7 protein-coding genes are annotated in these 5,152 nt (G+C 27.4%); 6 read left to right on the top strand and 1 reads right to left on the bottom strand.

Features of this window, described 5'->3' with window-relative positions:
- From M3Z80_RS09040 to M3Z80_RS09030, 3 genes are all read left to right on the top strand, one after another.
- On the top strand, nt 1-598 hold a 598-nt coding region (locus M3Z80_RS09040; protein ID WP_293919288.1), incomplete at its 5' end, for a hypothetical protein.
- Between the two features lie 77 nt (nt 599-675).
- Complete coding sequence (locus tag M3Z80_RS09035) at nt 676-2,064, top strand: sensor histidine kinase (RefSeq protein ID WP_293919287.1); 1,389 nt, start codon at nt 676-678, stop codon at nt 2,062-2,064.
- Nucleotides 2,057-2,752, top strand: coding sequence for a tRNA1(Val) (adenine(37)-N6)-methyltransferase (locus tag M3Z80_RS09030; RefSeq protein WP_293919286.1), 696 nt, complete (start codon nt 2,057-2,059; stop codon nt 2,750-2,752). Before M3Z80_RS09035 ends, M3Z80_RS09030 begins: the two co-directional genes overlap by 8 nt.
- On the opposite strand, the gene M3Z80_RS09025 is transcribed toward M3Z80_RS09030, so the two are convergent.
- Entirely contained in the window at nt 2,747-3,109 is a 363-nt protein-coding gene (locus M3Z80_RS09025; RefSeq protein WP_293919285.1) for a YraN family protein, read from the bottom strand. The genes M3Z80_RS09030 and M3Z80_RS09025 overlap by 6 nt on opposite strands.
- A gap of 78 nt (nt 3,110-3,187) precedes the next feature.
- Here M3Z80_RS09025 and M3Z80_RS09020 point away from each other — a divergent pair, with 78 nt between their 5' ends.
- From M3Z80_RS09020 to M3Z80_RS09010, 3 genes are all read left to right on the top strand, one after another.
- Nucleotides 3,188-3,967 (top strand): hypothetical protein, encoded by a 780-nt coding sequence (locus M3Z80_RS09020; protein WP_293919284.1) that lies wholly within the window; start codon nt 3,188-3,190, stop codon nt 3,965-3,967.
- A gap of 126 nt (nt 3,968-4,093) precedes the next feature.
- Complete coding sequence (locus M3Z80_RS09015) at nt 4,094-4,888, top strand: glycosyltransferase family 32 protein (RefSeq protein ID WP_293919283.1); 795 nt, start codon at nt 4,094-4,096, stop codon at nt 4,886-4,888.
- 16 nt (nt 4,889-4,904) lie between these two features.
- The coding region (locus tag M3Z80_RS09010; RefSeq protein WP_293919282.1) for a glycosyltransferase family 2 protein at nt 4,905-5,152 on the top strand (248 nt) is incomplete at its 3' end.

The raw sequence follows: 5,152 nt of genomic DNA, 5'->3' as shown, positions 1-5,152 counted from the left end.
AAAAAGTGAATTCATTAAAAATTATGATAAAATGAAGTATTATGTAGAATTCGATAAACTAATAAGTAATTATAAAATAATATATTATGCTTATAAAGATAATGAATCAAATATTTTTTTATTTCTACTGTATATCGCACTATCTTTATCATTAGCTATATTCTCTTTTCGAGTAACTAGTGGAAAAGCTTGGTTAATATCTTTTGTAATTTACGGCTTGCTGTCATTCATTGGTGGTATCATTACCTTGTTTTCGAATTTTAAGGATTTAGAATTCTTTACTTATTACATTTACTGGACACTTATATTTATAGTTATGTGTATTTATATGGCAATTATGCTTATTAATAAACAATCAAAGAGCAAATCATCTCTTATGATAAATTTAATAATATGGATGATCCCTTATTTGTCTATGTTTTGTTATTTTATATTTGGAAACTGTAATGTAAAAAATAATACATTTATGGATAAAGCACAAAAATACTTTTTTATCCATGACTCAATTTTTTTCTGGATTAATCTTATATTTGTAATCGTCATTTTACCATTTGTATGTAAAATAATTATAAAATGGCGTGCCTTGCCTGAAGGATAAAACAATTCAAGCTGTTTTTATGTGTATATATGTATAAGAAAATCCCATTATCTCTCCGAATTTTTTTAGTGATGATCATGGTAGAAGTCAGCACCATATTTGCAATGGGGCTGATTACATTTTATCAATATATAAGAATTGCTGAAGAATATAATAATAAAAGACTAGGAAGGAAAGAACAATTAATAATTGAAACTTTCGATTATCTTATCTCAAGCCACAATACAAAACCGGATGAAATAAAATCTAAAATAGGAAATAAAATTTATGAGATTTCGGATATAAACAATATTGATATAAACTTTTATTCTCTAGATGGAAAATATATCATAGGAAACAAACTACCAAACCCTAAAACCGAATTTGTTCCAAAAGAAATTTTAAAAAATTTAAATGTTAACAATGATCGTATAGAAGTTAACAATAAGTTTCCTAATTCTGAAGATACTTATACCTCTGTCTATAGATATATATACAACAATGATTATCAACCTATTACGATCATAAATTTTCCTTTCTTACATGATGAGGCATTTCTAAGAAAAGATTTTTATTCCTTATTATATAGATATTTAATAATTATGCTTATCGTATTAATTGTTAGTGGAATTTTTTCTTGGTTCTTTTCATTATCCTTAACTCGAAAAATTAAAGATATTGCTTACCGCCTAAGGGATACCGGTGCTCTTACTCATAATAGACCAATTTTATACAATTATATTGATGAAATAAGTCCTTTGGTTAAAGCCTACAACATCATGCTTAGTAAATTTAGGGAACAAACGGATGCACTTGTAAAAAAAGAAAAGGACAACGCTTGGAAAGAAATGGCAAAACAGGTTGCCCATGAAATTAAAAACCCGCTTACCCCTATGCGGCTAGAAATTCAAAGCTTTCAAATGAGGTTCAACCCCAATGACCCTCAAATTCATGAAAAGCTGGATTCATTAACTCGCTCTCTTATACAGCAAATTGACACTATTTCATCGATAGCCGGAGCCTTTTCCAACTTTGCTAAAATGCCCGTAAAAAAAGATGAAAATTTAAATATTATACAAGTAGTAAAAGTTTCTTTGGAAATATTTCCTTCGCAACAAATTTTGCTGGATATACTTGAAGATGTTGTCATATTAAATATTGACCCTAATTTATTGAACCGTATACTGACTAATTTAATAAAAAATGCATTTCAATCCATTCCTGAAGGAAGAACGCCCAATATTATAGTAAAAATAAGACAAGATTCACGAATGGTATATTTTTCTGTTATTGATAATGGAAGTGGAATCCCTAAAGAAATTCAAACAAAAATTTTCACCCCTCATTTTTCTACGAAAACAAAGGGTAGCGGATTGGGTTTAGCTATAATAAAAAAGCTTATAGAGGAATACAATGGTTCCATTACCTTCATTTCTGAAGAGGGAGAAGGAACCATTTTCAAATTTGAAATTCCAAAAAATGGATAATATTTTTAAATTTAAAAAATTTCATATACTTCAAGACAATAGCGTTTTTAAGGTGGGTACAGACAGCGTATTATTAGGATGTTTAGCAAATCTTAACGAAGCTGCTGCAATTCTTGATATTGGCACAGGTACAGGAATCCTTTCATTAATGTGTGCTCAAAGGAATCCCTATTCTCAAATTACTGCTATTGATTCTGAAAAAAACGCATATTTACTTGCTTTGAAAAATTTCAAAAATTCCCCTTTTTCAAATAATATAACTTGTATACATGCTGATTTAATAAGTTTAAACACAGATAAAAAGTTCGATTATATAATATGTAACCCTCCGTATTTTAAAATATCTAAAAAATTACATCAAATACATCCGATAGCCAGGCATCAAATAAAACTGAATTATGAAGATTTAATTAGAATGTCCGCATTATTATTATCCGAAAAAGGAAAGATTGGATACATTTTCCCGATTGAAAACGAGCAGGAAGTTATAGAACTTACTAAACGCTATAATCTATTTCCCGAAAAAATAATATATATAATGGGCATAAAAAATGGCAAGATTAAAAGGGTTTTTGTTGAACTTTGCAGAAATAATAAAAAAATTACTCTAAAAAAATTCGTTATAGAAGAAAAACCACGCATTTGGTCAGAAGAATATAAAAATTTGACTAAAGATTTTTATTTATAACAAAATCGTAAAAGCGTGCTTTGTATGCTCTATCATCCAAATGTGTTCTTTTTTTAGCAGAGAAATAATATCAAATCGTACTTCAAAATCGAGATTGTTAGTTTGAACATATTCGTTGGCAGCTTTAATTAAAAGTTTTCTTTTCTGGAGATTTACAGCATCTTTAGGATCCATAATTCTTGTGTAATTCCTAGCTTTAACTTCAACCATAACAATTTCCGCATTATCTTTAGCAATAATATCTATTTCCGCTTTTCCAAATCTCCAATTTCTTTCCATTATCTCGTATCCTATCTCTAACAGATAATGAGATGCTTTTCTTTCTGCTTCTCTTCCAAAATCATTATGATAAGCCACCTTATATTTTTTTTATTATATTATATAAAATTATATTTATATAAAATACAAATATATTATATTTGAAAAAAAATAGGTATGAAGAATACGGCTTTATTAATTTTTAGTTTTTTCTGTTTCTTCATTTTTTTCTCCTGTGGAGATGAAAATTTTGAACCTTATCCGAATCAAGGATTTGATATCTACAAAGGCTTATTACCTTCAGAATATATTCAAACGACAACAGATAGAAATACCGGTGCTAAAATAACCACTACCACAACCCTTCATTTCGATAATTTAAATAGATTAATATATGTAGAATCTTCGATTTCAGATTCTATAATAAGTACTCAAAGTATCACTTATAATGAAAGTAATGGAAATGTAAACACCTATTCTATTGAAAATGCTAAAGGCACACAGCTATATACCTATGAGTATAAGAAATCGAATATCATACTGGAACATAGGACCTTTAAGACAATTCATCCGCCGAATTATCCTGAAATTGAACCTTACACAAGAACTTTATCAGTTTCAGGCGGTAAACTGATTAAAAGTGAAGATCCAAGGGAAATAAAAACCAATATTTTTAAGTATGACAAAAAAGGTAATTTAATTGAATCTAATAAAGAGCATTATGATTATAATAATTTAACAGGTATAATGAGCAATACAAAAACGCCAAAATGGTTATTTGTAGCGCTAGAAGGAAACTTACCTTTTTCTAACAATTTAGTTAATAATTGTATCATCGGCAAAAATAGGGCAACTTACAAATATGAGTATGATAAAGACTTACACCCTAAATATCCTAAAAAAGTTATAATAAATAACAATGAAGTGATCACGATAAAATATATACTGGCTAAATAATTTTATTTTAATTATTTTTGAAATTAGAAATCTTATAATATAGTTATATCCAATCAAAAAGCTATTCCTAATACATTAGTTAAAATGTAACAACTAACACTAAAATGACGGAAATTTTTATTAATTATGATTCCTAAAATAATACATTATTGTTGGTTCGGTAATAATCCTATGCCAATAAAAGTTTTAAATAATATCCAAGATTGGAAAAAAAAACTTGCTGATTATAAGTTTGTAGAGTGGAACGATAGTCATCTTAACTTAATAAACAATCAATACGTCAAAGAAGCATATCAGGCTAAGAAATTTGCATTTGTTGCTGACTTTTTTAGGGTTTACGCTTTATATAATGAAGGTGGAATTTATTTAGATACAGATATAACTCTATCTAAATCTTTTGATCCTCTTCTCAATTTAGATTTTTTTTCATGTTACGAAAACTGGAGAGAAATAATCCATCCTATTTCTACGGCAACTTTAGGAGCTGCTAAAAATAATCTTTTTATTAAAGAAATTTTAGATTCATATAAAAATGATAAGTTTATTATAAAAGGGAAGCCAGATGTAACAACTAATGTTAAAAGAATAACCACTATATTAAAAAATAAAAAATTAGTAGCCGAACCATATAATAAATTTGATACTTTAAATATTTCGTCAAAAGAAGTCATTTTTCCTTCCCATTATTTTTGCGAAAAAATTGAAGGCTATGATAATTATTGTGTTCATGAATTTTATGCTTCTTGGAAAGATGACAGTAACGATGAAATTATCCATGCAGAGTTAAAACGACCTTATAAAATTAAATTTAAGGTAAATAAGAAAGTTGTATTTGTTAAATTAAAGCAAGAAACGATACCCAATAGAATATTATTTTCGTTTTCATTTATGAAAAAAAAATATGCATTTATCATTATCTAAATAGGAATATTTAATTTTGCAACATAAACTAACTATTGTTGTGCCTGCCTATAATACAAAAAAATATTTAAGAAAATGTTTGGATAGTCTTGTTAACCAAACTCTCAATGATATTGAAATACGCTGCATAAATTATGGTTCAAAAAATAATTCACATATTATTTTAAACAAATACGCTAAAAAAGACTCTAGAATAAAAATCTTTAATAAATTTAATGGGGAGCTGTCATCTGCAAGAAATATGGGCATAGAAAATGCCAGAGA

Origin of the sequence: Apibacter sp. (assembly GCF_025291155.1) — a bacterium.
In the GTDB taxonomy this organism is placed as follows: Bacteria; Bacteroidota; Bacteroidia; order Flavobacteriales; family Weeksellaceae; genus Apibacter.
The sequence above is the reverse complement of the archived record's forward strand: the minus strand, read 5'-3'. Positions and strand labels throughout refer to the sequence as shown.

Coding starts and splice junctions, on each gene's coding strand:
- M3Z80_RS09035 (WP_293919287.1), top strand. CDS start 676: ATGGTAGAAGTCAGCACCATATTTGCAATGGGGCTGATTACATTTTAT.
- M3Z80_RS09030 (WP_293919286.1), top strand. CDS start 2,057: ATGGATAATATTTTTAAATTTAAAAAATTTCATATACTTCAAGACAAT.
- M3Z80_RS09020 (WP_293919284.1), top strand. CDS start 3,188: ATGAAGAATACGGCTTTATTAATTTTTAGTTTTTTCTGTTTCTTCATT.
- M3Z80_RS09015 (WP_293919283.1), top strand. CDS start 4,094: ATGATTCCTAAAATAATACATTATTGTTGGTTCGGTAATAATCCTATG.